This window comes from Segatella maculosa DSM 19339 = JCM 15638 (assembly GCF_000382385.1).
Taxonomy (GTDB): Bacteria; Bacteroidota; Bacteroidia; order Bacteroidales; family Bacteroidaceae; genus Prevotella; species Prevotella maculosa.
Window position 1 is genome coordinate 50,096 of sequence record NZ_KB908319.1, and the last position, 24,896, is coordinate 74,991.

Sequence of the window (24,896 nt, forward strand, 5' to 3'; positions counted from 1 at the left end):
GATTAATGTCTTGTTGCGATGATATTATAAACCAAACAGTGCTTTCAGCTGCTTTTCTTTCCACAACGCATGTATGGTTACGCCGAGGAAAGCAACAAAGAGAAATGCCAGAACGATGCGACTGCCATGCGGACCAGACTTCTTCAGAGGCACGGTCGCGCTCTGAAGCGTCGTGAAGGCAGGCGTTACCTCCTGCACTTTCGCGTAGGCCGACTGCAAATTGGCAGCCAAAGAGTTGTAAGCATTGAACTGTAATTGCATGTCGTTCTCCAAATCTTGCTGCTTGCTGCGCACGCTTTCAAGTATCAAATCCTGATTACTGTCGCTGAAAGCCCCGTAAAGTTGGCGCGCTTTCTCATAGCGTTGCTTGGCCTCCATACAGAGTCTTTTGGTGCTTTCCAAGTCATGTCGTGCCTTGTTCGTGCGGTATTTCGTGATGAATTCCTGCAAGCGTGACTGCACGGAATCAGCCATAGTGGCTGCTATCAACGGGTCTTGGTCGGTCACACTGATGCTGATTACTCCCGTCTTACTGTCCACATCGCAAGTCACATTCTGCTGGATAGCCCTCATGACGGCCGCCTGTTGCTTGGTCAACATGAACGTATTAAGCTTCTCTGCCCTGATAGTATCCGTGCCTGCAAACAGTCTATTCCACCACGGTGTCTGCTGATAATAGCGCAGATAGTCGTAATAAGTCATCACTTTATTGCTGTTTTTGCGGTGCACTTTGATGTCGAACAGACTGCCTTTGAAGTCGACTGAGTTCATCAAATCGGGATATAAGTTGGGCGTAATTGCGTCCATGTCCTTCCCCGAGCTGCTGCCAATCTTCACTCCGAACGAGGAAGCAAGCGAGTTTAACGAGCCACTTGAACTCCCGGCCGAGGACAGTTCGGGGGCCAATGTCACCTGACATTCGTAGTATGCAGGCAACGACTTCGCATAGACCACGCCGATAATGAGAGCCACAGGTAGCCCTATCGCATAACTTTTCCAATGCTTTTTCAGGGCTCCAAACATAGCTTTGAAGTCGATGGAAGCCTCTTCCGCGTCGGTCAGTGGATTATCTTGTAGACGATTTTCTTCGTTCATGCTTTGTGTTTTTATAATATAAAAGTGTAATCGCAGCTTATTTTATAAGATTTCCTATCGTAGCAATCATCGTTGCCAATGAAGCAAGGCTCGTCCCGATGCCGAGAACGCCGGCAAGACCATTACCCGTAGACTTCGGTTTACTTGGGACGATAATCTCACAGCCGGGCTCTATCTTACGCTTCCCGGCCATACTGACGGTTCCGTTCTGGTAAACAACGAAAGCTTTTGACTTCTTTGCGCGTGTTCCGAAGCCTCCCGCTTGATTGATATAATACTTATATGACCTGCCATCTTCGTAAGCTACCGTGTTAGGATACATGACATCGCCACTGATTTTCACGGTTCCATTATATTCAGGAACTATTAGTTTGTCACCTTCACGCAGCACAATATCATAATTGGAACCGGGATTTTGTAACGCTTTATCCAGTTCTATGCCCACGTAATAGGTCTCTGCCGAGTCGAGAAGCGCCGTATTTATAGAATCTTTTTCACCTTGATTGTTGACCACGCGCATGACGGATTTCATGCGAATACGCTCCTCGTCGTTGATCCGGCGTTCTATTCTTGCCCCGCGAACATAGGCTTCAGGTGATAGGCCTCCGGCCATCTTGACAAGTGCACTCAGCCGCATGTTCTTATTATTTAAGGTATAAGAGCCTCCGAAAACGACCTCTCCGACAACCGAAACATTGCGTTGTGGCTTATAGCCAGGGCTTCTTCTGACATAAACTTCATCATAAGGCTGGAGCTTAAACCCTGCACTTCCGTCAATAACGAAGCCTTCTTTCAACGTGAAACTGAACGTTTTTGCAATCTCTTTCGGCGAAGTTGTGGCCGCAGGATCAATGATACGACGAGCCACATCCACCTTTACCGTAGACGCGGCATCGGTCAATCCGCCCGCTTGCATAATGAAATCCTCAATCGTTTCGTTGTCTGCAAACTGATAAATCCCAGGATATTGCACCTCTCCATGAATGGTAATGGTACGCGAAATGGTGCGATCGCTCTGCGTAGGAACAAAGAGTACATCCTCATTTTGCAATGGAATATCGGCCACGGTGCCGTTCATGATGCCCGCAATGTCAACGGCAATGACCTCCAATGTGCGGTCTTTTTTCAAGCGATGCAGCACAGCATGAGCAGTAAAAGCATCTTCCGTGACCCCCTCGGCGTGCTGAATCAGCGACCGAACACTGTTGATCTCTCTACCCAATTGATATAATCCCGGACGGAAAACGGCCCCTTTCACCTCCACCATATTGGCGTAACGGTCGAGTATAGAGTCCACAGAAAGCACATCACCATCGGCCACATGGAAGTTGTTCATGTCGAATTCTCCGATGTTATATACCGACTTTTCGCGACCCGTTGAGCGCAACAAGCGTACCGATTTCTTGTAAGCATTACCCGCAAATCCACCAGCATAGCGGATAACAGAAGCCACACTCTCGTTCTTTCTCATCTCATATGTCATCGGACGCTTCACAGAACCGCTCACATCTACAAGGCAATCGTAAGGCCCAACCACGATAACATCGTTGTCTTGCAGGCGGATATTACCCGTCAATCTGCCGTTGAGAATGTAGTCATACACATCAACCACCGTCGCCAAACGGCCACTACGGAACACCTTGATGTTGCGCAACGTGCCCAAACCATTGATGCCTCCAGCCATATAAAGGGCGTGGAAGACACTCGCAAACGCACTAACCGTGTAGGTACCCGGCACTTTCACCTCCCCCATCACATTGACAATGATGGTCCGTGTCTGTCCTACCGAGGCCTTGATGCGGCTACTATTGTAGCGAGAACCAAGCGTTCGCCGTATCTTTTCATTGGCCGCTGCCACCGACATGCCGCTGATAGCAATCGGACCATAGCCCGGAACGGTCACCGTTCCTTCTGGCGAAACGGTCAATGTCTCGGTCTTTTGCGAGGCACCATAAATCTCGATGACCACCTGATCGCCTGCCCCTATGGTGTAATTCGTGGGAGTTGCGATGTTCATATTGGGCTCAAAGCTCAGCAGTTTGTTGTTGAATATATCGCGACCGAACACTTTCTTGCCTCCGGGAGAGAGCACCTCCTCAGCACGTCCATCAATGTTGGGCTGCACTTCCACGTATTGTTGCTGTGTCGTTTCCTGCGAAGTCTTGTCCAATGCCATGTTCCCCGACGTCAAATCCTGCTTGTTTGTGCTGTTATTATTGCGCAAAACACCGGTCGAAGAAGTCTGAGTTGTATTACCAGCTATTGTTTGATTTTGGCTTTGGTATTGGTTTCTGATGCGCCGTATCTGGTCTATCTGCACGCCACGCTGCATGAGTTTGGTCACAATCTGACCGTTGGAGGTCCCTGCTTTGTGTTCTCTCTGATAGAATTGCATCACTTGGCTGTCTGTCATTTGGGCAAAACTGCCGAGCGAAATCATGGAGAAAAGCAAACAAAAGAGCGTTCTTTTCATAAATTTATCTTGTCTCAATAGGTTCAACCTTGCGAAAGTTTGAAGGAGGTTCGGGCAAGACCGACTGCCAAACCGGCATCTCTTTCCGCCGTATCTGCCGATGATTATTCCTTGATAACGTGCTCACCGACAGCCTTCTGGCCATAACTCTCCAATATATATGGTGCAAATTTATAAAAAATACCGCTTGATGACGAATTTATTGCTTATAAAATGCAATCTGAAGGCATTGTTTTCCGTTTTTGCTCCTATTCGCTTCGCTTTCAAATCAAACTATTGTGCTTTTCAATCTCAGCCAAACAAAACGCCTTGCGGGAAGACTAAAAACCCGCAAGGCGCACGTCATGGTCACTACCATGCACTTTATTTTAATTCTATGGAAATATAATCATGCTGATTTCCTTGCTTTTCACCGCCCAGTTTTACGGCTTCTTTTGAGCCTTTCTTAGCGACTACGATATTTTTAATGCGGTCGGATGAAAGTTTTTTTGCCTCTTCTTCCGACATCATCTTGCCGGCCACAACATAAACGGGGACTGCTTTCTCTCCCGTAGTGACAACAACCACAGTGTTCTTTCCATCGTTTCCGTAGTCCAATGCCACCTTTGAACCGGGCTTATGCACCGTTACCGATACGATATGATCAGGGCTGATGCCCACCAATCCGTCTTTTTTCACGACACCATCTACCACGTATATCGGCGTACCGACATAGGGATTCTTGATTTGAAACTTACCATTGAATTGCTTGCCCGGCTTCTTTTGAACGTAAAAATTCCAATGTCGGGCCTTGTCAATGTCGTTTTTCAACCCGTCACTCGTTTTGATTTGATGCACAACACCAGTGAGTGTGGAATCCAAATTGTAGTTTAAGATTATCTTACCTTTGAGTTGCGAACCGTCGAAATGGGTCACTTCCTTACCGTCAACAATATATTTATCGGCGGTTTTTGTCGTCTGTGCACTGCCCACCGAAACCAATAAGACAGCAAAAATGGCTGTTAAAATCAATCGTTTCATATTTTTTGTGTTTAAGGGTTATTCGTTTTCAAATGCCAACAGTTCCATATTGCCCTCGTCGTCAAGCGGAAACGCGAGGTAAATCCGGCCTGCCGGTTCGGCCGTCGACGACACCAAAGCCGCCTTTCCAATGGGTCTTATCTCAATGCTTTCATCATCTTGCAACGCAATCTCGGCCAAATAGCGTATCTGCCCAATCATTTCAGGCGTTGTCAAGTGTCGTTCGATGGCCTTTTCACACTTCTCTTGTTCCTTTTCCTGTAGGGTCTTCCGCGCCTTTCGGGACCTTATTGGCATCGCAACCGAGTCTTTTTCAGCGATAGGTTGCATCACGGAATCCCGCGATGACGGTGTTGTCGCGTTCGAAACCGACCGTATCTGCATGGCCAACGGCTTGATTTCATCCCTATTTTCCATGTCCATGGCATGCCGTTCAAGCACAAACACCAACAAAACAGCGGCTGCAACGCCCGTCAACCACAGCCACATTGTCCGCCGATGGTCCTTCCGCCGGCTGCTAACCACGGCTTCATACGCGCTTTCAAGGTCTTCTTCCGCACTCGTTTCAAAACCATGAACGTTGCTAAACGTATGCAACAGCAAGGCCACGTCACGCTCGTCATCGTCCGGTTCGTGCCGTTTAAAATAGTCGGCAAGCATGCTTTCCTCCGCAACCGTGGTCTCCGTGTCGCGGAACCGCTGCAGCAATGCCATACGTTGTTGTTTGTTATGAATATCAATCTGCATTATCTTGTTTCTTTAATTGTGTTATAAGTTGTCGTTTCGCCGCTGTTATTGACGATTTGATGCTTGTTTTCGGACGATTGCACACCGTGGCAATCTCGTCTAACGTCATGCCTTCAACATTCCTGAGATAGAGAATTCGCCGGGTAGCCTTAGGCAGACGGTTGAACAGAAGCCTTACCGTTCGTAGCCGTTCTTTGTCTTCTATGCCGGCCGAAGCAGTGTCGGTTGCCATGAAATGGTCGTTCAGCGCCACCCTTTCATGCCTTTTGAGTTGTCGAAAGCGTGTAACACATTGGTTACGTGCAACGCGATTGACCCACGCTTCCACGTTTTTAAGCTCTCCAATTTGGCCGCAATGACGCCACAACACGATAAGAACTTCCTGCACAACGTCGTCAATCTCGTCCTCCATCTGCAAGGAAACGAAGAACCGCCGCGCTATACTTTCAATGCCGGGCCGCACATGTCGGACTGTCTCTTCAAATGCTTTTTCGTCCATTTTTTAGGGTCTGTTCACTTTATTGACGCTGAAACGACCCAAAAGTAAAGATGATTGATGAAAAAATAAAACCGAAAGGCAAGATGCTTTCGGGCATTTCGGTTTTATTGTACTATGAAAAAGGGAAGAAAGAAAAGTCAAATCAATTGGTCTGTCGCCTGTCTAACTCACGACAACAATAGGCAAACAGTTCGTCTTTCGTAAAGTTTGTGTTGATCACTGCTATCGAATAAACCATACCGAAATGCTTATAGTTCACCTTCATCAGCCACCGTTTCCATGGTTTTTGACAGCGATTGATAACCGTTTCGGGGGATTTCAAGACTACAGCGATAATATCCGAACCTTTGATCTTCAACAATTGAAAGCCTTGTATGTCGTTCCATGCTACCTTATCTCCTGCTATCACCAAGGCCTCATCCGTGAATTGAAGATGTTGTTCGTGGGTAAAAAGCGAGCGAATGTCCCTGTAAAGCATCACCAAACTACCCAAGCCGAAGAATAAAAGTGTAAGAATACCGATGCAAATGGGCTGTATCACACCGTATTTCTCATGCACTTGAACATCAAAAATCAGCCAGATACCGATGGCAATGAAAGCAACAAGTAGGACATAAACAATTATTTTACGTAAGAACAACCGCATGATTTAGTGATATTTTATTGGATTAAACAGAATATATTACAATTTCTAAGATAAGTTGCTATAGAATAACCCGAGCCTTGGCTTTCAATAGGCCTCCCGATACTTTCGTTCATCTTTGTCTTCGAGCATGCCCAAGTAACTTTGATAGCGGCTTTGAGCAATGTAATGCTCGGAGAGTGCTTTCAAAACTGCGCAACCCGGCTCGTGCGTATGCGTACAATTGTTGAACCGACAGCCTTTGGAAAAGTGGAAAATCTCGCGGAAATAGCTCGTCAACTCTTCGGGTTCGATGTCGAAAGTGCCGAAACCTTTGATGCCGGGTGTATCAATCAGATAGCCGCCTTCGGGCAGTTCGAGCATCTCACTGAACGTCGTTGTGTGCATACCCGTGTTGTGTGCGTCGCTGATTTCGGCTGTTTTGAGATCGGCTTCGGGAAGGATTAGGTTGATAAGCGTGCTCTTCCCCACCCCACTGTTACCGCTTAAGAGTGTTATTCTGCCCTGCAACAAAGGCCGAAGTATATCAATTCCTTCGCCCGTGGCAGCCGAAACCTCGTGGCATTCATAGCCAATGGTCTCGTAAAGACGTACCATCTGCCGCTGATAATGCCGTTCGTCGGCCGACAATATGTCGCATTTATTGAACACAAGTACGACAGGTACGCCGTAAGCCTCAGCCGAAGCGAGGAACCGATCGATGAAGGTTGTGCCGGTTTGTGGGTAATTCACAGTGACAATAAGGAGTGCTTGGTCCACGTTGGCAGCAAGGATATGACTCTGTTTGCTAAGGTTTTGCGACTTCCGGACAATGTAATTGCGACGATCTTCTATATGGGTTATGAATGCTGTCTCAGCCTGATTAAGGGCAATTTCCACCCGGTCTCCCACGGCAACCGGGTTGGTGCTGCGGATACCTTTCAGGCGGAAATTGCCCTTAATCTTGCATTCGACAACCTTACCGTCGTCACCTTTGACGGTATACCAGCTGCCGGTGTTCTTGATGACTAAGCCTTTCAAATCACTATTTACACGGTCATGATTTCCTTTTGCTTCTCGGTAAGCAAGTCATCTATCCTTTTGATGTACTTGTCATGAACCTTTTGGAGGTCGTTTTCGGCGTCTTTCTCGAGGTCTTCTGACAGTCCGTCCTTGATGGCCTTCTTGAGTTTTTCCTTCAATTCGCCACGAACGTTGCGCACTTCTACCTTTGTTCGCTCACCAATCTTGTTACATTGCTTCACAAGTTCCTTGCGACGCTCTTCCGTCGGCTGCGGAATTCCAAGGCGAATCACCTCACCATTGTTCTCAGGAGTGATGCCCACGTCGCTGTCCATGATGGCTTTTTCAATGTCTTTGATGGCTTTCTTGTCCCAAGGACGAATGGCAATGGTGCGTGCATCGGGCGTAGAAATGTTGGCTACTTGGTTCAATGGCACCTTACTTCCATAGGAATCGACCCGCACTCCATCAAGGATTGCGGTGTTGGCACGGCCTGCCCGAATGTGTGAAAGCTCTTCGGCAAGATACATTGCGGCCATTTCCATGCGCTCTTGCGCGTCATTTAATGTTGCTTTAACGTCTATCATATTGGTTCATATTAATTTCTTTCCGACAAAATTAGGTATTAATTTTCATTCTTCCAACTGTTTATTCAAAATTATTGCAATCTTTTCAAGATAGCAAGCATCGGTGTTATCGAAGGCAGAATGAGCCTTGCTGTCGATATCTATGACGCCCCAAACGCTGACATCCGACCTACGAAGCGGGACAACAATCTCTGAATGGGAAAGCGAAGAGCAGGCGATATGGCCCGGAAAGCGTTCGACATCGTCGACAACAAGCGTACGGTTTTCGGCCCAAGCCGTGCCGCACACGCCGCGACCACGGCCGATATGCATGCAAGCCACAGGGCCTTGAAAGGGTCCGAGCTGCAATTCAGCGTCACGAACCAAGTAGAATCCCGTCCAGAAGAAGCGGTCGGGAAAGGCAAAATGCAGGGCCGAAGCAACATTGGAAAGTATGCTTATCAGGTTGTTTTCGCCCTCGATGAGAGACGATATCTGCCTGCAAAGGGTCTCGTAAGCCTGTTCTTTATCGCTCATTTGCATGTCGTCAGTTCTTTTTCTACAAGATTTGTCAGCTCCACAAACTGTTCGATGCCGAGCTGTTCGGGCCGTTTGGTCATGATATCAAGCGTGAAGAAAGCTTCGCTCGCAGGCTTTTCTTTCGAGAACATCTGCTTGATGCTGACGCGAAGCATCTTTCTTCGCTGGTTGAAAACAGTTTTTACGAGTCGCTTAAAAAGCTTTTCATCGCAACCAAGTTCGGTTACTTGGTTGCGTGTCATGCGGATAACGGCGCTCTTAACCTTTGGAGGGGGATTGAAAACCGACTCATCCACCGTGAAAAGATACTTCACATCATACCACGCTTGCATCAGAACAGACAGGATACCGTAGGCCTTATTGCCCGGAGCCGAGGCCATACGGAGGGCCACTTCACGCTGTATCATACCCGTACAGCAAGGTATCAAGTCCTTATAATCAAGCATCTTGAAGAATATCTGCGACGAAATATCATAGGGATAATTGCCCGTTAAGACGAACGGTTTGCCCGAAAATAGTTCGGAAAGATCCATACGTAAGAAGTCTTCGCCAATGATATTGTCATGCAGTTTCGGGAAATTCTTGTGTAGAAAAGCAACCGATTCCCTGTCTATTTCCACTGCTTTTACCTCGCGATCTTTCTCAACTAAATACTGAGTTAGCACGCCCATACCGGGCCCGATTTCAAGTATTGGAAGCTTGGGGCAAGCATCTACGGTGTCAGCAATGCGTCGCGCAATGTTCAAATCCGTGAGAAAATGCTGTCCGAGATGCTTCTTCGGTCTTACTGATTTCATTGGTTTATACTGTGTTATGGGTCACAAAATTAAACAATATCGGGCAACTTCCAAAATAAAACACGAAAAAATGGCATATCAAGGAACTTTCCTTGATATGCCATTCACTATGTTTAACCAATTAATTTTTCGTTTTCAATGCGGTCTTCGCTATTAGCGAAGCTTACCGCCTAAGTTAATTGCCTGTGCAATCATCACTGCAACAACGGCGAATACCATTAATGTTACCATAATCTTTTACCTTTCTTAAATTGTTATCCTTAAATTTTTACGATGCAAAGGTAATCAGATTATGTTGTGCCCGCAAACAAATCGGACTTTAAACGCTAATATCTCGCGTTTTATTGACCTAAATCAAACAGGCCTCCTTGTGCAAAGTTCGTCTGAAACAGAGCCAATAAAGCACGCCGGCCACGGTGAGACCGAAGGGGAATGCGCTCCAAATGCCCACCAAACCTGCATCAAGATAGATGCCAAGAAAATAACCCAAGGGTAGCGTAATGACGAAATAAGACAAGAAAGCCACATAAACCAACGGCTTGACATTCGACAAACCGCGCAACGCATTGGCATAGTTGGACTGCATACCGTCGCCGAACTGATAGACGACAAATGGGATAATGGTCATGGAAACCATGCTGATGACATCGCCGGAGTCTGTGAATAAGCTGCCAATGACATGACGGAAAGCAAAGACAGGCACGCTGATTGCCACGCCTAACAGCAGGATTAACTGAAAGCCGGCACTTGCAGTTGTGTCGGCACATGCGTAATCTTGCCGGCCATGATAGTTGCTTACGCGAATGGCAACGGCTGCCGCCATACCGTAATATAGCATATATCCGAGTTGACTAATGGTCAACATCACTTGGTGGGCGGCTAAGGCTGTAGTGCCTATCCAGCCTACCATAACGCTCGAAAGACTGAAAGCGGCAGTCTCCATACCCATCTGCAGGGCCAAAGGCCAGCCTTGTTTGTTCTGATAAACAAAGTCTTCGCGACCTACTTTCGCCTGCATGAAGCCTGTTCTGTAGGCTGTTCGACGCCTGAAGAACAGCACAACGAGCACCAAACACATGAAAAGGCGTGAAAGCATGGTCGAAACACCGGCTCCGAAGAGCCCCCATTCGGGCATTCCCAGCTTACCATAGATGAGCAAATAGTTGCCGATGATGTTCAAAAGATTGCCCGTAAGCATCACGACCATAGGCACTTGGGTCCTCGAAATGCCATCGAAGAACTGCTTGAAGGTATTGAATCCGATGACAAAAGGAATGGAAACGAGGTTCACTATGAAGTAGGGACGCATCAAAGACAGCAGCTCTTCGGGTTGTCCGAGGTTGCTTAAGTTCAACAAAAGCAGGCTCATCACGGCGATAAGTGCCAGTGTCAACACGGCTCCTGCAGCCAAACCGGTCTTCAAAGCCACGCCGATTTCATGTGCTTTTCCCTGTCCGTAGAGTCGTCCGATGATAGGAGTAAGCCCGTAAGAGAAGCCAAGTCCGAAGAGAAGGGCAAGCGTAAACATATTCGTAACGAAGCTCGCAGCCGCCAATTCCTGCAAAGAATGGTGGCCGATCATCAGCGTGTCGGCAAACCCAAGGACTATCGTTCCCAACTGCCCCACGGTGATGGGCACGCCAAGACGCACCAAATGAGGATATTGTGCAGCGTACTTTCCAAAAGAATTCATCATGTTTTGTTTGTTCCTACATTAATAATAGCTGTCATAGACGGCTATTTCGGTAGCCGGTAGAAACGTCTGACCTGTTTCAGACCTATATGACAACGGCTGCAAAATTACGCTTTAATTACTGAAACTGCAAATAATTGCCGATAAATAATTTTGTTATTCCGCGCGATTTACCTAATTTTGTAACGTTAAACCATAGAAAGTGAAAACGCTATCTGCCAAATTCATCAAGATTGTTCTGCCGTTATTGCTTGGCGGAACCATTCTTTATTGGATGTATCGTGGCTTTGATTTCAACCGTATCAGCGACGTTCTCTTTCACCAAATAAACTGGTTTTGGATGCTATTGTCGTTTCCTTTCGGCATATTGGCACAGACTTTCCGCGGTTGGAGATGGAGACAAACGCTCGAACCTCTTGGCGAAAAGCCTCGCACTTCGACTGCCGTTTATTCCATATTCCTATCTTATGCCGTCAGTCTTTTGGTTCCTCGAATGGGCGAATTTGCCCGTTGTGGCGTACTGAAGCACTATGATGGCGTCTCATTCCCCAAGGCCATAGGCACCGTTGTGACCGAACGAGCCATCGACTCGCTGCTCGTTTTGCTCATCACCCTACTCACTTTTCTCTCTCAAATCCCCGTTTTCACACGCTTTTTTGCCAAGACCGGCACCCGCATCGACACCCTTTTCACGAGCTTTTCTACAGCAGGTTGGCTCGTAACCGCGGTCTGTGGCGCCGCCGTTCTCATTCTTCTCTACGTTCTTTTCCGCCGACTGAGTATCATCGACAAGGTGCGCGGAACAATAAAAGGCATTTGGCAAGGCATCGTATCCTTAAAAGATGTGCACCATGTTCCACTGTTTATCTTCTACACTTTGGCCATTTGGGGCAGCTATTTCCTGCACTATTACCTCACCTTTTTCTGCTTTTCGGCCACCTCAAGTCTATCACTTTCGTGTGCACTTGTAACGTTTATTGTGGGCAGTATAGCTGTGATTGTGCCCACACCTAACGGTGCTGGGCCGTGGCATTTCGCTGTAAAAACAATGCTAATCCTATACGGTGTGGCCGAAACACAGGCGCTTTTCTTTGTGCTTATCGTCCATAGTGTACAGACTCTTCTTGTCGTTTTGCTGGGCCTTTACGCATGGATTATGCTGGCATTCACCCGACGTAGCACCGCTATCCAACGAACATAATCAACCAATTAAACCATAATATGATGAGTGAAATCGCAAATCTACAGCCAACGTGCATCTGGCGAAACTTCGATGCACTGACGAAAGTGCCGCGTCCATCGGGACATTTGGAGAAAGTACAGCAGTTCTTACTCGACTTTGCACGTCAAATAGGTGTCGAAGCTTATGTAGACAAGGGCAACAACGTCGTGATGCGCAAGCCTGCAACGGCTGGAATGGAGAACCGAAAGACCATACTTATGCAGGCTCACATGGACATGGTGCCACAGAAATCGCCCGAAAGTAAGCACAATTTCGAGACAGATCCCATTGAAACCTACGTTGATGAAGAAGGCTGGGTGCGTGCAAAAGGCACCACACTTGGGGCAGATGACGGCATGGGAGTAGCTGCTATCATGGCCGTTATGGAGGCAACCGACTTGCAACATGGCCCGATTGAGGCCCTCATTACAGCCGATGAAGAAACCGGAATGTATGGAGCTAACGACCTTCCCACAGGCGAATTGAACGCCGATATCCTGCTCAATCTCGACTCAGAAACGTGGGGTAAGTTCGTAATTGGCAGTGCCGGAGGCATCAATATCACTGCAACTCTCGACTATAAAGAGGTGGAAACAGACCCTGAAGACGCTGCTTTGAGGGTCATACTCAAAGGATTAAGGGGTGGCCATTCGGGCTTGGAAATACACGAAGGACGCGCAAATGCCAACAAACTCATGGTGCGTTTCGTGCGCGAAGCCGTTGAAACATGCGAAGCCCGGCTGGCTTCTTGGAGCGGAGGAAACATGCGTAACGCCATTCCTTTCAAGGCCGAAGTGGTGCTGACCGTGCCGAAAGAGAATGTTGAAGCCGTGAAAGCGCTCGTCAATGACTGGCAGGCCGACTTCGAAGATGAATACAAGAACATCGAGGAAGGCATCGAATTCTTTACCGAAACGGTTGAAACACCGAAGCAAGAAGTGCCCGTTGAGATCCAAGACAACCTCATTGATGCCATCTATGCCTGCCATGATGGCGTCGTTCGCATGATACCTTCCTACCCCGACGTGGTGGAAACGTCGAGCAATCTGGCCATCATCAACATCAAAGATGGCAAGGCTGTGCTTCAAGTTTTGGCTCGTTCGTCGCGCGAAGACATGAAAGACTACATCACGAAAACGCTCGAAAGCTGCTTCAATATGGCTGGAATGAAAGTGGAAACCAGTGCCAGCTACGGCGGTTGGGACCCCAATCCGGACAGCGAAATCCTCCATTTGCTGAAGAAAATCTACAAAGAACAGAACGGAGAAGAGGCTATTGTGCAGGTGGATCATGCCGGGCTTGAATGCTCAATTATCCTCGGTAAGTACCCCAACATGGACGTTGTGAGCCTCGGACCCACCATTCGGAGTCCGCATACTGCAGGCGAACGCTGTCAAATCTCGTCCATCGAACCATTCTGGAAGCTGCTTAAACAGGTGCTCATTGAGGCTCCTGAGAAGTAACGGTCCCCAAACAGCAGTCCCCAAAAGGCCCCATGACCGCTCCACCCCATATATATAATAAGGTGGAAACGGCAGGGTAGATAAATAGGGACGCACGGATTGTACGTCTGCTCCATTGGAAATAAAAGCATATATGCATGATTGTTTGAGCGGACGCACGAGCCGTGCGTCCCTACGTGCAGCTGAAACTGTTCGCAGTGTCAGCCACATTGATAATCAGCGACTTACATTTAGCCTTTCAATCTCACCCATTTTACCGCGCAATATGGCCCATTTCGCACGCTAAAATGGCTGACTTTGCGCGCTAAAATGGGCCATATTGCAAAACAGCTTCAATGATATGGTGTGCACGTTGCGTATAACGCACATGCCATATGGCATAAACCAGCTCGCTATCCAATGGATTATGTATGCCGGAAACGCCTGTGGCATGTAGGGACCCACAGTTTGTGCGTCCGCTCAAGCAGCAATGTCATACACCAACGACGGGGAATCAACAAAGCATAGCCATTTGAGCGGACGCACAAACTGTGCGTCCCTACATACGCATTGCATGCATTCATCACTAAAACTTAAAGTCTCGCTGCCTCAACTCGCTTTCTACGGCTTCCAACAACACTGCTATTGCCCGCCAATCAGGACGAAGAGGTAGGCACTGAGCCTGCTCCTCCTTCCAACAACACTGCCATTGCCCGCCAATTCGGTTCCCCTCTCTTGGGAGGGGTCAGGGGTGGGCCTCCCTTTAAGGGTGGGTGAGCCCTACCTTTTCACCAACTTATACTCCACTTCAAGGCCTGCTGCCCGCGTATTTGCCGCACGACTGAAGACCACATTGGCCGGTTTGGCATAGCTGTAACGGCTCAATTCAAAGTCGATGAACTCGTTGTTGTTCACACCGATCATCGTTCCGGCGAAGCGTTTACCGTCAAGATAAGACTGAAGCTCGTTGTTTTGCAAGAAAGTAATGCGGTATTTCTTCTGCGAATTGTCGTAAACTACGTAAATATCGCTTGTTTTTTCGTCGATAGTCCACGTAAAAGTGAGCGTCTGTGTCTGCGTTTTTCCGTTCACGGTTGCGGCATCTATCTCCTGCCCTCGGCCCTCTAAGCGCGTCGCATCGTACTGATCAAACTCCATTTGTGCGTCAAATTGAGCGATAGAACGCTTACCGTTGTCGTCGGTATATTCGTATCTCATGGCGCCATTCCAATGTCCTCGCAACGTATTGGCCAGTTCATAGAGTCGGCTGTCATCGTTGTTAGCACCGCTACCGCCGTTATTTGTGGTCCTCGGATAGCCGAAATCATAATAGGTATCGCCCGAATCGCAACCCGTAAGTGCGAAGAGTGATGCCGTAACGGCAAGCAGCATACCGTGTCTTAGTTGTCGTTTCATATTCGTTTTTCGTTAAAATCGTTGTTCATTCTTGTTTATTTCACAAACATTCGCTGCGGTTTCTCTGTCACAGAAGCCGTAGTACGGCTCTTGGCATAGCCATAATCGTCGTCATAGAACGTGTAACCGTATCGGTAACTGTTCCAGTTAGGCGACGAAGTGTGGTAAAGTGTGATGGCAGCCCGCGTGCCGCCGCTCGTCAATATGTAGCCCGAAAGACGGCTGTTACTTAAGCTGTAGTCATAGATAACGACCTCCGAACCTTCTTCTTCAAAGCGAATATAGATGTTACCATTGCTGACACGCCAGCTGATATGGTTAGCCTGATAGTCGAACGGAGCGTTGCTGTAGTAGTCAATCCAATAGCCCGTACCCGAATTATAGCCGCTGATGAACTCTATTTTGGTCTCTGCGGCCTTGTAAAGTCGGCCGTTATACCGGGAAGAAACAAACACATTGCCTTGCCATGTGCCGTCGAGATAGGCGGCAACCTCAGCATCTTCGTCGCATGAAACCAGTGTCATAGACAGCATGGCCATGATGATTACCGTGAATATCGTTGCAAATCGTTTCATAATGAGAATGTTTTTTGGTTCATATTTCTTTATGTTTTCTATGCAGCAAAGATAGTATAAACATCTTTTCCCGCAAATGTAAATTCCATATTTGGCCGTAGGGATTTCCCTTTTTCTTTTGGGTTTTCCGGCAAAAGCTGTGGAAATGCCGGCCGCCAAGCCCGTTTTTCGGCCGCCATCACATGGCTATGAAATCTAAATTTGCGTTAACATCAAAGGCGGTTGTGCCCGAATCCGTTTTAATTCGCTATCTTTGCAATACGGCATATGACAGATTTTCCGCCACGAGAAAATGGCATTGAGTTTGTTCTATGCTTCGTATCAGACAACAAATTATATTTTTTAGCAATAGAAGAAAATGAAAACAGTTTATGAATTTTCAGTGAAGGATAGGAAAGGTAACGACGTTTCCCTGAAAGAGTATGCCAACGAGGTGTTGTTAATCGTGAATACTGCTACGCAATGTGGCTTCACCCCGCAGTATGAAGAGCTGGAAAAGCTCTACGAAACCTATCATGCTCAGGGCTTCGAAGTGCTTGATTTCCCCTGTAATCAGTTCGGACAACAGGCTCCTGGCACCGATGAAAGCATTCATCAGTTCTGCAAATTGAACTACAACACAGCGTTCCCGCGCTTCAAGAAGGTCAAGGTGAACGGCGAAGATGCCGAACCTCTGTATCAATTCCTCAAGGAACAAAAAGGCTTTGCCGGCTGGGATGAGAGCCATCCTATCTATCCTATCCTTGAAAAAATGCTTTCCGAGGCCGACCCGCACTATAAGGAAAGCCCCGATATCAAGTGGAACTTCACGAAATTCTTAATCAACAAGAAAGGCCAAGTCGTTGCGCGTTTCGAGCCAACCGAGAAGTTTGAGCACATCAAAGCGCAGATCGAAGCCCTCTTGAAAGCGTAGACACCTTATTATATATAGGAGACAGCATATGGAACACATCAGATGTCTAATCATAGGCAGTGGACCTGCGGGCTATACCGCAGCCATCTATGCCGGCAGGGCCAACCTTCAACCGGTCGAATATTGCGGTATGCAGACCGGAGGACAGCTGACCCAAACTACCATTGTCGATAATTTTCCGGGCTATCCGCAAGGCGTTGACGGCAATCAAATGATGATAGAGCTTCGCGAACAGGCTGAACGTTTCGGCGTAGACCTGCGGGATGGTGAGATTGTCAAGGCCGATTTCTCTCGCAAGCCCTATGTCTTTACGACCGACCGGGGCGTGGAATTAGAAGCCGATAGCGTGATTATTGCCACCGGAGCTACGGCAAAATACCTCGGACTTCCAGATGAACAAAAGTACATGGGACAGGGAGTTAGTGTCTGTGCCACATGTGATGGCTTCTTTTATCGCAAGAAAACGGTAGCCATTGTGGGTGGTGGTGACACCGCATGTGAGGAGGCTCACTATCTTTCGGGGCTTTGCAAGAAAGTCTATATGATTGTGCGTAAGCCCTATCTTCGCGCTTCTGAGGCCATGAAACGGCGTGTTGAAGAGGCCGAAAACATTGAGATTCTCTACGAAACCAACACACTTGGGCTATATGGAAAGGCTGGTGTTGAGGGCGCACATGTGGTATATCGCAAGGGAGAAAGCGAAGAACGGGCCTACGATTTGCCCATTGATGGCTTCTTTCTTGCCATTGGTCACAAGCCACAGACAGCCATTTTCAAAGACGCTATCGCCCTCGATGAGCAGGGATTCATCAAGGTTGAGGGGCAGAACCAAGCCACCAATGTCGAAGGAGTCTTTGCTGCTGGCGACGTTTGTGACCCATATTACCGGCAAGCCATCGTTGCTGCGGGCTCCGGAGCCAAGGCTGCACTCGACGCACAAGCCTATTTGAGTGCGCTTGGCAAATAAGATTGCGGTCTTTCCTACGGCTGTTTTCTGAATAAGAACAGCCCTATGAACGTCAAAGCACCATTAAGCATGAGCAGTTCATAGCCGAATTGATACCCGGTTGTTTGCTTTGTTATCGTCTCGATAGCGTAGCAAATGACCGGGCTTGCTATTGTTATACAGGGCACAGCACGGTCTTTTACCTGCCAAGATGTGAGACGTCCGAAGGCAAAAAGGCCGAGCAACGGTCCGTAAGTGTAGGAACAAATGATGTAAATGGCATCGATCACGCTCGTGGAATTGACCACTTTGAAAGCCAAGATGAACATCACGAAGAGCACGGCAAAGCCAAGATGCGCGCGCTTTCGCAGTTTTTCATCATCCTTTCTTCCCTTAATGTCGATGCAATAGCTTGTGGTTAGTGCCGTCATAGCACTGTCGGCACTTGAGAAACCGGCTGCCACAATACCGATAGTAAACAGCACGACGACCATCATTCCAAGGCTTCCGGTAGCCGCAAACATGGGAAGAAGATCATCGGGCTGCTGAATGACAACACCTTCCCTTCCGGCAAGCATCATTAAAAGAATGCCCAAAGAGAGAAACAGCAGGTTGACGGGCACGAAAGCCAACCCATATGTGCACATATCTTTCTGTGCATCGCGCAACGATTTACATGTAAGATTCTTCTGCATCATGTCTTGATCGAGTCCAGTCATCACGATAACGACGAATATTCCACTCAAGAATTGCTTCCAAAAGTTCTGCTTTGATACCCAATCCCATGAGAACACGCGGCTATGACTGTCGTTTATGATGGCCTGAATGGCTTGATCGAGATTCATATCTAAGGCCGACATGACGTGAAAACCAATCAACAAGAGGGCTAAAAGCATGCAAACCGTCTGAAAAGCATCTGTCCAAACGAGGGTTTTTATGCCTCCTTTGCGGGTATAAAGCCATATCAAACCCACCATAATCAACACAGTCAGGGGGAAAGGAACGCCCAAAGTGTCGAGTACAAAGCGCTGCAAAATGAAGCAGACCACGTAGAAACGCACAGCAGCCCCAATGAGTTTCGACAGCAAAAAGAACGATGCTCCCGTTTTATAAGCCTGCCGACCGAGTCTTGTTTGCAGATAGCTGTAGATTGTTGTGAGGTTCATTCTGTAGTAAACCGGCAGCAATACGAAGGCAACGATAGCATAGCCGAAGATAAAACCAAGGCACATTTGCAGGTAGGTCATGTCGCTTTTGATGACCATTCCCGGCACACTGACGAATGTGACACCCGATATTGAGGCGCCGATCATGCCGAATGCTACCATATACCATGGCGAACGGCGGTCGGCCCGATAGAAAGTGTCGTTCGTGGCACGCCGACTCGTGACCCTGCTAAATACAAGAAGAAAGCCGAAATAGGCGATAATAGTTATAATTATGACCATAATAGCTGCAAAATTAATAAAAAAACAACGAACTTACCCATTTAGAATTTCTTTTTATTACCTTTGCAATGTCAACAAAGAATATATAATCTATAAAACAATTCAGCTTTATGAGACAGAAGAAATTCATCTTGCAGGAACAAGAAATCCCTACACACTGGTATAATATTCAGGCAGATATGCCCACAAAACCGCTGCATCCGCTGAATCCTGCCACACGGAAGCCACTCAATGCCGATGACCTCAGCCATATATTCAATAAAGAATGTGCGAAACAAGAGATGGATATGGAACACACATGGATAGAAATTCCAGAGGAGGTTCGCGAAAAATACTCTTACTATCGCACCACTCCGTTGGTCAGAGCCTATGCGCTTGAAAATGCATTAGGCACAACAGCACACATATACTTCAAGAATGAGAGTACAAACCCATTGGGGTCTCACAAGATAAACTCTGCTATTCCGCAATGTTATTACTGTAAACAGGAGGGAGATACCAACGTTACCACGGAAACCGGAGCGGGACAGTGGGGCATGGCCTTGAGTTATGCGGCCAAACTCTATGGATTGGAAGCTGCCGTCTATCAAGTAAAGATCACAATGCAGCAGAAACCCTACCGATCTACAGTGATGCGCACCTTCGGGGCCACGGTTGAGGGCTCTCCCTCAATGTCTACGCGTGCCGGAAAGAACGTTATTACGCGCGATCCGAACTATCCTGGCTCCTTAGGTACGGCAATCTCTGAGGCAATAGAGCTTGCAACGACCACGCCGGGCTGTAAATACGCCCTCGGTTCAGTGCTCAACCACGTTGCTTTGCATCAAACTGTGATCGGACTTGAGGCAGAAAAGCAGATGAAACTGGCTGGTGAATATCCCGATAAAGTGATTGCATGCTTCGGAGGTGGCAGTAATTTCGGTGGAATAGCCTTTCCTTTCATGCGTCATCTCTTTGATGGGAGCCACAAGGACACGGAGTTCATCGCCGCCGAACCTGAAAGTTGCCCCAAACTCACGCGCGGTAAGTTCGAATATGACTTCGGTGACGAGGCAGGATACACACCGTTGCTGCCAATGTACACGTTGGGGCATGACTTTAAGCCTGCCAACATTCACGCCGGCGGCCTTCGCTACCATGGCGCAGGCGTGATTATCTCGCAACTCATCAAAGATGGCTTCATGAAAGGCGTGGATATACCTCAATTGGAGTCGTTCGAAGCGGGCTTACTCTTTGCACAAACCGAGGGAATCATACCTGCTCCGGAGAGTTGTCACGCCATTGCTGCGACAATTCGTGAGGCAAACAAGGCCACCAAGGCAGGCCAATCGCCCGTCATTCTCTTCTGCCTCAGCGGCCACGGCCTGATAGATATGCCGAGTTATGACAGCTTTATCAACGGCGACCTGCGCAATTACAGAATCAGCGACAGTGAGATTGAGGAGAACCTGAAGAAGGTGCCGAGGTAAAGAGGGCCAACCAAGCCTCCGCAAATACTTACCCGGGGTTCCCAAATACCTACCCCGACCCTCCCAAAGAGAGGGAGAGCGAATAGAAAAAGCCTCCCCTGCCCCACATGAAAAATGGAGCGAGCGGGCCAAGGGATGGAGGGAACCTCGCAATTTATATCAAATTGCTTTTCAATCTCAGCCATTTCACCGTGCAATCTCAGCCATATTGCACGGTGATTTCAGCCATATTGCGTGACAAAATGGCTGAGATTGAAACGTAAGGTATAAGTCGTTGATTATCAATTTAAATAATGTAGGGACACACGGTCCGTGCGTCCGATCCAACAACCATCGTTTTTGCGTTTCATCTCACCATGAGCGGACGCACGAACCGTGCGTCCCTACACCGCTGTCATGGCCATATTGACGCGTAACATGGCTGATAGCACGATTTGTTTGAGTGCATGTAGGGACGCACGGTCCGTGCGTCCACTCCGATAACCATCGTATTTGCGTTTCATCTCACCATGAGCGGACGCACGAACCGTGCGTCCCTACACCGCTGTCATGGCCATATTGACGCGTAACATGGCTGATAGCACGATTTGTTTGACTGCATGTAGGGACGCACGGACCGTGCGTCCGCTCACAATTCGATTGACAGTTGACGAGTAAATAGGTGAACAAGTTGATTGTTACTCGGTCCTTTTGCACTGCAATTGGGCCGATTTGTTTTTTCCACCCACCATTTTTTTGCCCGAAAACATTGGAAGTGAAGCAGAAAGTGACTATATTTGTCCTAATAAAACATTGAAAATGGTGGGTATGAAACGTATTTCTCTTTTTGCTTTTGCATGTCTTTGCAGCGTTGTTGCCATGGGACAGACCGATGATTATGCGCGGTTCAAGCACTTATTGGACAAGCGCGACACCGTCGGCCTGCGCACTTTTATCCCCAAATGGGAAAAGAAACGGGGACAATCGGGCGACACTTATGCCGCATGGTTCAATCTATTGGTGTTGGAAGCCATGACCGAAGGCTTGGAATTGCGCCCCGACACGACGGTTCAAGAGGGACTGTTGATCAGCGATTCGGTGGGAAATGCCGTGGGAAGCATCACAGGTCACACCTTTTATGACGCGGAAAAGATGGCCCGAGCCTATCAGAAAATCGACGAAGGCATACGGAAATATCCCGACAGATTGGACCTTTGGTTCGGCAAAACACATGTGCATCTGCTCGAAAAGAATTACCATGCGGCCGTTGAAACCTTGAAAAAGGCACTCGATAGGTCGGTTTTGAACCACAATCATTGGTCATGGACGAACGATAAAGCCACGCCCGAAGCACCCGAAACCTTCTTTTTTACATGTCTACAAGACTATTTCAGTCAGCTCTACGAGGCGCAGGCCGATGCTGTTGCGATGGATTTCATCAGCCATGCCTTGGCATATTACCCCGAAAACATCGTCTTCCTGAACGATCAAGGAGCGCTTTTAGCCGAGGCAGGAAAGCAAGATGAGGCGCTCCGCATATTCTTAAAGCTGCACGATTTGGCTCCCGATGACGACATTGTCGTGTCGAACATCGCCTATCTTTACAAGAAAAAGGGAGACAAAAAGCAGGCCGAGGCATTCTATAAAAAGCTGTTGAAGAGCAAGAACGAGGAGTTGAGGACCATTGCCAAGGAGGAGTTGGGACAGAGATGATAGGTCTGCACTACAAAAGAAAGGCATTTAGAATGAAGAAAACAATGTTTTGCGGACTCGTTTCGGTGCTTATGGGCATCGTTTCCGGGTGTCAGTCGGGGACGGAAAGGCCCGAAGTGGCCCGCATTGTGAAGCAGATAGGCACCGCTTACACGCCGTTTCCGGTGGGATATGAGGGGCGGATTACGCATCAAGATGACCGTATCGACGAGTTAAGACGGGTGGCAACGCTCGACGAACTTTACCAATTGGCCACGGCAGACAGCGTGCCCATGGTGCGCTTGGCAGCCTTTATCGCCATCATGAAACAGCGACCTTCCATCGCAAAAACCATCGCTTTGATGGACATTCAAAGTCAGGCTTGCGTGCCAACGCTATACGGTTGCAGTGCCTATATGGAGTCGTTGGCCGCCCTCCGCATTGCGTTTCTCCAAAAGAACCGCCATTATGGGCTCAGCAAAGCCGACTCAGTGGCGATAGACAGCTGTGTTTTGTTCACGCTCCACGCCAAACATCTCGATTACCTCAGATATTTGCTGTGCCGACTTCCGCCACATCGGCAGTATTACGAGCGTGTGAAAGCCCTCTTTCTTCGCCATCATTACATCGAAGCCTTAGTGGCTTTGGCTCGCTATCGCAGGCCCGAAGACTGCCAATATGTGCTCGATGCCTTGCAAGGAAAGGTGAAAGACCCGATTGATGCAGCTGCTTATTGGGCTGAATATGAACACATTCATACGCCGAGGCTCCCACTTTCGGAGAAGATAACACGGTGGTTACACCCCGAAAGGACGGTTGAGGACATTCCGGAACCCCGATTACGGTTTGATCTCCATGCACATTGGCAGTATATTCCCGAAGAAGACGATTACAACGATGCTGAAATGGTGAGGAAATATGCATTGCGATGCGTCTATGAGAACCCAAATGTGCCGGCCTTCAAGCCTTATCTTCAGGCGGCACGAGCCTATCGCAGGCGCCAAATGTGTGATGTTGTAAATTGACTTATGCGTAGATGAGAGACAGATGAGGCGTTTAGACCGAATAGCTTTTGTAATCGGAGCGATTGCCTGCGGGTTTTCATTCTTTGATCCAGCTGACCATCAGGGGCTGGTATGGGGCATCTTACTGATGATTCCGACCGTCATTATCCGATTAACGAAGTTTGAATGCATTGAAAATTGGTGCTGGCAACACTATCGTTTGGTAGAGACTACGAAGCAGATTGCAGCATTTTTGCTTTGGGGCGTAGCTTTATTCGTCATCGGTTCGATATTTTTGGGCAGCCTGAAAGGTAGTCCCCGCAACGCCATGCCCCTCGTGCTTCTCATGCTATTGATGCTCTTTACCGTCATAAGACAACGTTATTCCATCCTCTATTGGTGGTATAAACGCCAGTTCTTCGGACATAAGGAAGTCAGTTCCGTATGTTTGGAGAATGGATATGACAGTTATGGCCGTGAAATAAAGGCATGGTTCGCTTATAAAACCACGACAAAGAGATACACAATCTCAAAGAAATTTATTCATTTGAACCCTGTAGATGCAACGCTTCATCTACGTCGTTTGATGGCAGAAGTAGCGCGTTTGCGGCCTGATTTCCCTCAAACCGTGCATTGGCAAATGAAGCGTGAAGGTCCATTCCAAGCAGCTTTCTACGTCAATATCCCGTGGAAAGAACTCTCAAAGCACAGACTTTCGGCCTTGCGCAAACTCTGTTTACGTTTGGAGGAGCAGCAGTTTCACGGCTGTTATTACTTCCATCACAAGGAAATGTATGCTGGTGAGCTGTGGGCTGTCGTTCAAGATGATTTGCTTCTTGCCTTTGTTTATCGAGAAAAAGGACGCTGGTGGTATCAAAAAGACAACAATTATGACGACTATCCCGACGACTTACCCACCGAAGTGAAAGATGATTTGTATTGCTATGACGGTGTGTTCTCGGATTTACTCACCGAGGATATGATGATAACAAAGGAAGAATGGGAACGTATTTTGGAAACAGCAATGCAAGAAACCAAATGATTTTCAAACCATGGGAATAGGATTTACACTCGTCGTCTGGGGTATTATATTCTCCATATTGGCCTTCATATTGGGATTATTGGCTGCTGTCGGCGTGCGAATTTTCTGCAAACCGAAGGGCAGAATACCGAAAATGGTATTGGCATTCCTGACACCCGGCGTTGCCATTTTTGTTTATGCAGGTTGCAGTATGCTCTACATGGCCTTGGTATCTTCAGTGCTCAACATCGATTTAGGCTTCGGAGACAGTTGGTATGTGCCTATCGATAAGGTCTATGCTTTGGAGTCTATCGACACGTCAGAGCATGGAATGCTGATGAAAGGCAATGAAGTAATGGTTGAACATGTGACGGCTGTGCAGGTTGTTAAGGGAAAAGTGGTGGGCAAAGGCACACATATCTATTTCGCTCTTGACATGAATACGGGGCAAATTCAGTATTATCCGAGTCTGAAAACCCTGCAAAAGGCGACAGGAATCGGCCGTGTCGAACTGATGGATAACGCCACTTTCTATTGGAAAAAGCGTGAAACGGTTTATATGATTGGCGGCATTCTCTGCCTGATCATAATGCTATTGGCCGTGAAAATGTTTTGGAAAGTGGGGTTATACCGGGAATATGAGAACGGAAAATAAAGTGCAAGCGTGCGCGAATCCTTTATTCTTAATTTTTAT

General features: G+C 47.8%; 23 protein-coding genes and 1 riboswitch. Of the genes, 9 read left to right on the plus strand and 14 right to left on the minus strand.

Annotation, left to right across the window (positions count from 1 at the left end; all coding sequences use genetic code 11):
* Positions 1-24: 24 nt before the first annotated feature.
* From H164_RS0100175 to H164_RS0100225, 11 genes are all read right to left on the minus strand, one after another.
* On the minus strand, positions 25-1,095 hold the full coding sequence (locus H164_RS0100175; RefSeq protein ID WP_019966757.1) for a GumC domain-containing protein: 1,071 nt from the start codon (positions 1,093-1,095) through the stop codon (positions 25-27).
* Positions 1,096-1,132: 37 nt separating this feature from the next.
* A complete protein-coding gene (locus H164_RS0100180) occupies positions 1,133-3,568 on the minus strand; it encodes an SLBB domain-containing protein (RefSeq protein ID WP_026356181.1) in 2,436 nt (811 codons plus the stop codon).
* A 363-nt stretch (positions 3,569-3,931) separates the two neighbouring features.
* Complete coding sequence (locus tag H164_RS0100185; RefSeq protein ID WP_019966759.1) at positions 3,932-4,588, minus strand: hypothetical protein; 657 nt, start codon at positions 4,586-4,588, stop codon at positions 3,932-3,934.
* 18 nt (positions 4,589-4,606) lie between these two features.
* Positions 4,607-5,335, minus strand: a complete 729-nt coding sequence (locus tag H164_RS0100190) for a hypothetical protein (protein WP_019966760.1) — start codon at positions 5,333-5,335, stop codon at positions 4,607-4,609.
* Complete coding sequence (locus H164_RS0100195; protein WP_019966761.1) at positions 5,325-5,834, minus strand: RNA polymerase sigma factor; 510 nt, start codon at positions 5,832-5,834, stop codon at positions 5,325-5,327. Before H164_RS0100195 ends, H164_RS0100190 begins: the two co-directional genes overlap by 11 nt.
* A 142-nt stretch (positions 5,835-5,976) precedes the next feature.
* The gene (locus H164_RS0100200; RefSeq protein WP_019966762.1) at positions 5,977-6,480 is read right to left on the minus strand and encodes an STM3941 family protein; all 504 of its coding nucleotides are present in this window, start codon (positions 6,478-6,480) and stop codon (positions 5,977-5,979) included.
* Between the two features lie 84 nt (positions 6,481-6,564).
* Entirely contained in the window at positions 6,565-7,497 is a 933-nt protein-coding gene (gene rsgA, locus H164_RS0100205; protein ID WP_019966763.1) for a ribosome small subunit-dependent GTPase A, read from the minus strand.
* Between the two features lie 8 nt (positions 7,498-7,505).
* Positions 7,506-8,066, minus strand: a complete 561-nt coding sequence (gene frr / locus H164_RS0100210; RefSeq protein ID WP_008565214.1) for a ribosome recycling factor — start codon at positions 8,064-8,066, stop codon at positions 7,506-7,508.
* Positions 8,067-8,111: 45 nt separating this feature from the next.
* The gene (locus H164_RS0100215; protein WP_025830175.1) at positions 8,112-8,588 is read right to left on the minus strand and encodes a GAF domain-containing protein; all 477 of its coding nucleotides are present in this window, start codon (positions 8,586-8,588) and stop codon (positions 8,112-8,114) included.
* Positions 8,579-9,382, minus strand: a complete 804-nt coding sequence (gene rsmA, locus H164_RS0100220; RefSeq protein WP_019966765.1) for a 16S rRNA (adenine(1518)-N(6)/adenine(1519)-N(6))-dimethyltransferase RsmA — start codon at positions 9,380-9,382, stop codon at positions 8,579-8,581. The genes H164_RS0100215 and rsmA overlap by 10 nt, the downstream gene beginning before the upstream one ends.
* 349 nt (positions 9,383-9,731) lie before the next feature.
* Positions 9,732-11,078 carry an MATE family efflux transporter gene (locus tag H164_RS0100225; RefSeq protein ID WP_019966766.1) on the minus strand — a complete coding sequence of 449 codons (1,347 nt, stop codon included), beginning with the start codon at positions 11,076-11,078 and terminating at the stop codon, positions 9,732-9,734.
* A 14-nt stretch (positions 11,079-11,092) separates the two neighbouring features.
* A riboswitch (purine riboswitch) is annotated at positions 11,093-11,188 on the minus strand.
* A gap of 89 nt (positions 11,189-11,277) precedes the next feature.
* On the opposite strand from H164_RS0100225, the gene H164_RS0100230 reads away from it, so the two are divergent.
* Together H164_RS0100230 and H164_RS0100235 are read left to right on the plus strand one after the other, a co-directional pair.
* A complete protein-coding gene (locus tag H164_RS0100230) occupies positions 11,278-12,276 on the plus strand; it encodes a lysylphosphatidylglycerol synthase transmembrane domain-containing protein (protein WP_019966767.1) in 999 nt (332 codons plus the stop codon).
* Between the two features lie 23 nt (positions 12,277-12,299).
* Entirely contained in the window at positions 12,300-13,760 is a 1,461-nt protein-coding gene (locus H164_RS0100235) for an aminoacyl-histidine dipeptidase (RefSeq protein WP_025830177.1), read from the plus strand.
* Between the two features lie 759 nt (positions 13,761-14,519).
* On the opposite strand, the gene H164_RS0100245 is transcribed toward H164_RS0100235, so the two are convergent.
* Both H164_RS0100245 and H164_RS0100250 read right to left on the minus strand, forming a co-directional pair.
* Positions 14,520-15,155 carry a hypothetical protein gene (locus H164_RS0100245; protein ID WP_025830178.1) on the minus strand — a complete coding sequence of 212 codons (636 nt, stop codon included), beginning with the start codon at positions 15,153-15,155 and terminating at the stop codon, positions 14,520-14,522.
* A gap of 35 nt (positions 15,156-15,190) precedes the next feature.
* Positions 15,191-15,730, minus strand: coding sequence for a lipocalin family protein (locus tag H164_RS0100250; protein WP_025830179.1), 540 nt, complete (start codon positions 15,728-15,730; stop codon positions 15,191-15,193).
* A gap of 358 nt (positions 15,731-16,088) precedes the next feature.
* On the opposite strand from H164_RS0100250, the gene H164_RS0100255 reads away from it, so the two are divergent.
* On the plus strand, positions 16,089-16,643 hold the full coding sequence (locus tag H164_RS0100255) for a glutathione peroxidase (protein ID WP_019966772.1): 555 nt from the start codon (positions 16,089-16,091) through the stop codon (positions 16,641-16,643).
* A 28-nt stretch (positions 16,644-16,671) separates the two neighbouring features.
* Positions 16,672-17,610 carry a thioredoxin-disulfide reductase gene (gene trxB, locus H164_RS0100260; protein ID WP_019966773.1) on the plus strand — a complete coding sequence of 313 codons (939 nt, stop codon included), beginning with the start codon at positions 16,672-16,674 and terminating at the stop codon, positions 17,608-17,610.
* A gap of 14 nt (positions 17,611-17,624) precedes the next feature.
* On the opposite strand, the gene H164_RS0100265 is transcribed toward trxB, so the two are convergent.
* Positions 17,625-19,037 (minus strand): sodium:solute symporter, encoded by a 1,413-nt coding sequence (locus H164_RS0100265; protein WP_019966774.1) that lies wholly within the window; start codon positions 19,035-19,037, stop codon positions 17,625-17,627.
* A 110-nt stretch (positions 19,038-19,147) separates the two neighbouring features.
* On the opposite strand from H164_RS0100265, the gene H164_RS0100270 reads away from it, so the two are divergent.
* From H164_RS0100270 to H164_RS0100290, 5 genes are all read left to right on the plus strand, one after another.
* On the plus strand, positions 19,148-20,506 hold the full coding sequence (locus tag H164_RS0100270; protein WP_019966775.1) for a TrpB-like pyridoxal phosphate-dependent enzyme: 1,359 nt from the start codon (positions 19,148-19,150) through the stop codon (positions 20,504-20,506).
* Between the two features lie 798 nt (positions 20,507-21,304).
* Positions 21,305-22,198, plus strand: a complete 894-nt coding sequence (locus H164_RS0100275) for a tetratricopeptide repeat protein (RefSeq protein ID WP_154652087.1) — start codon at positions 21,305-21,307, stop codon at positions 22,196-22,198.
* Positions 22,199-22,230: 32 nt separating this feature from the next.
* On the plus strand, positions 22,231-23,202 hold the full coding sequence (locus tag H164_RS0100280; RefSeq protein ID WP_025830184.1) for a hypothetical protein: 972 nt from the start codon (positions 22,231-22,233) through the stop codon (positions 23,200-23,202).
* 22 nt (positions 23,203-23,224) lie between these two features.
* A complete protein-coding gene (locus tag H164_RS0100285) occupies positions 23,225-24,223 on the plus strand; it encodes a hypothetical protein (protein ID WP_019966778.1) in 999 nt (332 codons plus the stop codon).
* Positions 24,224-24,233: 10 nt separating this feature from the next.
* Positions 24,234-24,857 carry a hypothetical protein gene (locus H164_RS0100290; protein ID WP_019966779.1) on the plus strand — a complete coding sequence of 208 codons (624 nt, stop codon included), beginning with the start codon at positions 24,234-24,236 and terminating at the stop codon, positions 24,855-24,857.
* Positions 24,858-24,896: the final 39 nt, after the last annotated feature.

What these genes read in the sequence shown, in the direction of transcription:
- H164_RS0100175 (WP_019966757.1), bottom strand. Translation starts at nt 1,095, where the DNA reads ATGAACGAAGAAAATCGTCTACAAGATAATCCACTGACCGACGCGGAA.
- H164_RS0100180 (WP_026356181.1), bottom strand. Translation starts at nt 3,568, where the DNA reads ATGAAAAGAACGCTCTTTTGTTTGCTTTTCTCCATGATTTCGCTCGGC.
- H164_RS0100185 (WP_019966759.1), bottom strand. Translation starts at nt 4,588, where the DNA reads ATGAAACGATTGATTTTAACAGCCATTTTTGCTGTCTTATTGGTTTCG.
- H164_RS0100190 (WP_019966760.1), bottom strand. Translation starts at nt 5,335, where the DNA reads ATGCAGATTGATATTCATAACAAACAACAACGTATGGCATTGCTGCAG.
- H164_RS0100195 (WP_019966761.1), bottom strand. Translation starts at nt 5,834, where the DNA reads ATGGACGAAAAAGCATTTGAAGAGACAGTCCGACATGTGCGGCCCGGC.
- H164_RS0100200 (WP_019966762.1), bottom strand. Translation starts at nt 6,480, where the DNA reads ATGCGGTTGTTCTTACGTAAAATAATTGTTTATGTCCTACTTGTTGCT.
- frr (WP_008565214.1), bottom strand. Translation starts at nt 8,066, where the DNA reads ATGATAGACGTTAAAGCAACATTAAATGACGCGCAAGAGCGCATGGAA.
- H164_RS0100215 (WP_025830175.1), bottom strand. Translation starts at nt 8,588, where the DNA reads ATGCAAATGAGCGATAAAGAACAGGCTTACGAGACCCTTTGCAGGCAG.
- rsmA (WP_019966765.1), bottom strand. Translation starts at nt 9,382, where the DNA reads ATGAAATCAGTAAGACCGAAGAAGCATCTCGGACAGCATTTTCTCACG.
- H164_RS0100225 (WP_019966766.1), bottom strand. Translation starts at nt 11,078, where the DNA reads ATGATGAATTCTTTTGGAAAGTACGCTGCACAATATCCTCATTTGGTG.
- H164_RS0100235 (WP_025830177.1), top strand. Translation starts at nt 12,300, where the DNA reads ATGAGTGAAATCGCAAATCTACAGCCAACGTGCATCTGGCGAAACTTC.
- H164_RS0100245 (WP_025830178.1), bottom strand. Translation starts at nt 15,155, where the DNA reads ATGAAACGACAACTAAGACACGGTATGCTGCTTGCCGTTACGGCATCA.
- H164_RS0100250 (WP_025830179.1), bottom strand. Translation starts at nt 15,730, where the DNA reads ATGAAACGATTTGCAACGATATTCACGGTAATCATCATGGCCATGCTG.
- H164_RS0100255 (WP_019966772.1), top strand. Translation starts at nt 16,089, where the DNA reads ATGAAAACAGTTTATGAATTTTCAGTGAAGGATAGGAAAGGTAACGAC.
- trxB (WP_019966773.1), top strand. Translation starts at nt 16,672, where the DNA reads ATGGAACACATCAGATGTCTAATCATAGGCAGTGGACCTGCGGGCTAT.
- H164_RS0100265 (WP_019966774.1), bottom strand. Translation starts at nt 19,037, where the DNA reads ATGGTCATAATTATAACTATTATCGCCTATTTCGGCTTTCTTCTTGTA.
- H164_RS0100270 (WP_019966775.1), top strand. Translation starts at nt 19,148, where the DNA reads ATGAGACAGAAGAAATTCATCTTGCAGGAACAAGAAATCCCTACACAC.
- H164_RS0100275 (WP_154652087.1), top strand. Translation starts at nt 21,305, where the DNA reads ATGGTGGGTATGAAACGTATTTCTCTTTTTGCTTTTGCATGTCTTTGC.
- H164_RS0100280 (WP_025830184.1), top strand. Translation starts at nt 22,231, where the DNA reads ATGAAGAAAACAATGTTTTGCGGACTCGTTTCGGTGCTTATGGGCATC.
- H164_RS0100285 (WP_019966778.1), top strand. Translation starts at nt 23,225, where the DNA reads ATGAGGCGTTTAGACCGAATAGCTTTTGTAATCGGAGCGATTGCCTGC.
- H164_RS0100290 (WP_019966779.1), top strand. Translation starts at nt 24,234, where the DNA reads ATGGGAATAGGATTTACACTCGTCGTCTGGGGTATTATATTCTCCATA.